We start from the raw sequence: 2,996 nt of genomic DNA on the forward strand, positions 1-2,996 counted from the left end.
CGCGCCCGAGCGCCACCAGCTCGCCGAGCGTCGGCAGCAGCCCCGCCGTCACCGCCGCCGCGGGCGCCCGCTCCGCCCCCGGCGCGCCCCCCAGCACCACCTCGCGCTCCGCGTACGCGTCGAGCGCGTCGAACGCGCGCAGCCGCGCGCGCCAGTCGCCGAACGTCTCCCACGACGTCCCGACCCCGCACCCGTCGCACAGCCGCGTCGCGCTCCACTCGTGCACGTCCACCAGGCGGTCCGCGTGCGGGAACGGGAGCGGCCGGAGGAGCAGCGCGTTCACCGCCGCGAACACCGCCGTGCTGGCGCCGATGCCGACCGCGAAGGTCAGCACCACCGTGGCGGCGAGCCGCGGCGCGCGGGCGATCGAGCGGAGGGCGGCGCGGAGATCGGGGAGCATGGCGTCTCGTGTGGGTCGGTCCTGCGACCTGCGACCTGCGACCTCACGGCCGCTGTTGGGTCGCAGGTCGCAGGTCGCCGGTGGCAGCTACTCGGTCCTCAGCGCCTCGAGCGGGTCCACGCGCGCCGCCCGCCGCGCCGGGAGCGCGCTCGCGGCCAGCACCACCAGTAGCAGCGTCGCCGACACGCCGAGCAGCACCGCCGGCTCCACCGGGCGCACGCCGTGGAGGAACGCCCACCCGAGCCCCGCCGCCGCCAGCGCGCCGGCGAGCGTCGCCGCGATCCCGGCCGCGGCCATGCGCGCGCCGTCGCGCAGCACCAGCGCGCGGATCTGGAGCGGCGATGCGCCGAGCGCGGAGCGCACGCCGATCTCGCGGGTGCGGCGCGCCACCGAGTAGGCGACCACGCCGTACACGCCGACCGCGCCCAGGGCGACGGCGACCAGCGCGAAGCCGGCCAGCAGTTGCGCCACGAACCGCGCCCGCGCCGCGCTCCGCGCCACCACGCCGGCCAGCGGCTCCACGCGCCCGAGCGGCACCGTCGGCTCCAGTTCCGCCACCGCGCGCCGCAGCGCCGGCGCCAGCGTCTCGGGCGCGGCGGTCCCGCGCACCACGAGCCGCATCGGCCCGGCGAACCCCTGCCCGATCGGGCGGTAGAGCGTCGGCGCCGGGCGCGCGCTCAGGCTGTCGCGGCGCACGTTCCCCACCACGCCGACGACGGTGATCCACTGGTCGAGGTAGACGTACTTCACGCGCTGCCCGATCACGTCTTTCGGATCCATCCCCTCCCACAGCACCTTCGCCGCCTCGGCGTCGACCACCGCGACCGGCGTCGCGCCGTCGCGGTCGGCGTCGGTCAGCATGCGCCCCGCCAGCAGCGGCACGCCGAGCACGCGCGCGTAGTCGGCGGTGATCGTGTTGTTCGCCACGTTGGGCCGCGAGCCCCCGGGCGGCGTCGGGAACCGCTCGACGTCGATCGGCCCGTACCCCTCGCCCCCGTCGAACGGGACGCCGGTGGCCATCGCCGCGGCCGTGACGCCGGGGATCGCGCGCACGCGCGGGAGCAGCGCGCCGTAGAACGCGCGCGCCCGCGCCGCCGTGTCGCGCTCCACGCTCGGCAGCGGCACCGCCGTCACCGCGACCCGCTCGGCGCGGAACCCCGGGTCCTCGTCGAGCAGGCGCAGGAGGCTCAGCCCGAGCAGCCCGGCGCCCGCGGCCAGCGTCACGCCGAGCCCCACCTGCGCCGTCACCAGCCAGCGCAGCGTGCGCTGCCGCGCGCGGCCGCCCGCGGACCCGCGCCCGCCCTCGGCCAGCGCGCCGCGCACGGTCGGGCGCGAGGCGCGCGCCGCCGGGATCAGCGTCGACAGCGCGCCGGCGCCGACCGCCACCAGCACCGCCACGCCGAGCACGCGGCGGTCCCCCGCGATCTCCTCGACGCGCGGCAGCACGCCCGACGACCCCGCCGGCAGCATGCGCACGATGCCGCGCGTCAGCGCCCACGCCAGCGCCGCGCCCAGCGCCGCGACCACCCCCGCCAGCACCAGCCCCTCGGCCACCAGCTCGCCGAACAGGCGCCCGCGCCCGGCGCCGAGCGCGGCGCGCACCGTCAGCTCGCGCTCGCGCCGCGCCGCGCGCACCAGCGTCAGCCCGGCCACGTTCACGATCGACACGACGAGCATGACCGACACCGCGCCGAGCAGCAGGTACAGCGTCCCGCGCGTGCGGCCGACGATCGCCTCCTGCATCGGCTGCACGTCCATGGTCGCCCCCCACTCGTCGGGGAGGCGCATCGGGAACTCGCCGCGCAGCGCCGGCACGAGCGTGCGGGCCTCGGCGCGCGCCTGCGCCGCCGTGACGCCCGGCGCCAGGCGGCCGACCAGGCTCAGGTTCCAGAACCACGTGTAGTCCGCGACCTGCGCCGGGTCCATGCGCACCGGCGTCCACAGCGCGACGTCGGGCGCCGGCAGGCGGAAGCTCGGCGGCATCACCCCCACCACGCGGTGCGCCACGCCGTCCACGCGCACCAGCCGCCCGACCGCGCGCGCGTCGGCGCCGAGCTGCACGCGCCAGAACGCGTCGCTCACCGGCTGCGGCGGCTGCCACCCCTCGAGCGCGGCGAACGCGCGCGCGCGCCGCTGCAGGCTCGCGAGCGTCATCTTGCCCACGCCCCCCTCGGGCCACACGCGCACCAGCCGCTCGGGCGCGGCGTACGGGAGCGGGCGCAGGAGCACCGCGTCCACCACGCCGAACAGCGCGGTGGTGGCGCCGATCCCCACGGCCAGCGTGAGGGCGGCGGCGGCCAGGTAGCCGCGGCTGCGGGCGAGCGCGAGCAGCGCCCGGCGCAGCGTGGACAGCGGGGTCGCGAGCATGCCGGGGGCCGGTGTGAGGGAAGGTCCGTCGCGACGGGCGCCGCGAGCTGCGGGCTGCGGGCTGCGGGTTCTGATCCGCAGCCCGCAGCCCGCAGTGCTCCATGAAGGGATTCAGTCGGCGCGGAGTGCCAGCGCCGGGTCCACCGCCGCCGCGCGCCGCGCCGGGAGCCACGAGGCGAGCACCGTCGACGCGGCGGGCAACGCGCCGCCGGCCTCGAACGTCAGCGGG

At 78.6% G+C, this 2,996-nt stretch carries 1 protein-coding gene and 1 pseudogene; both read right to left on the minus strand.

Annotation, left to right across the window (positions count from 1 at the left end; genetic code table 11):
- A pseudogene (locus tag PYV61_RS23250) lies at positions 1 to 400 on the minus strand (permease); the annotation flags it as partial.
- Positions 401 to 487: 87 nt separating this feature from the next.
- Complete coding sequence (locus tag PYV61_RS23255; RefSeq protein WP_275836184.1) at positions 488 to 2,767, minus strand: ADOP family duplicated permease; 2,280 nt, start codon at positions 2,765 to 2,767, stop codon at positions 488 to 490.
- Between the last annotated feature and the right edge of the window lie 229 nt (positions 2,768 to 2,996).

The sequence above is a fragment of the Roseisolibacter sp. H3M3-2 genome, assembly GCF_029211165.1.
Lineage (GTDB): Bacteria > Gemmatimonadota > Gemmatimonadetes > Gemmatimonadales > Gemmatimonadaceae > Roseisolibacter.

Coding starts and splice junctions, on each gene's coding strand:
- PYV61_RS23255 (WP_275836184.1), bottom strand. CDS start 2,767: ATGCTCGCGACCCCGCTGTCCACGCTGCGCCGGGCGCTGCTCGCGCTC.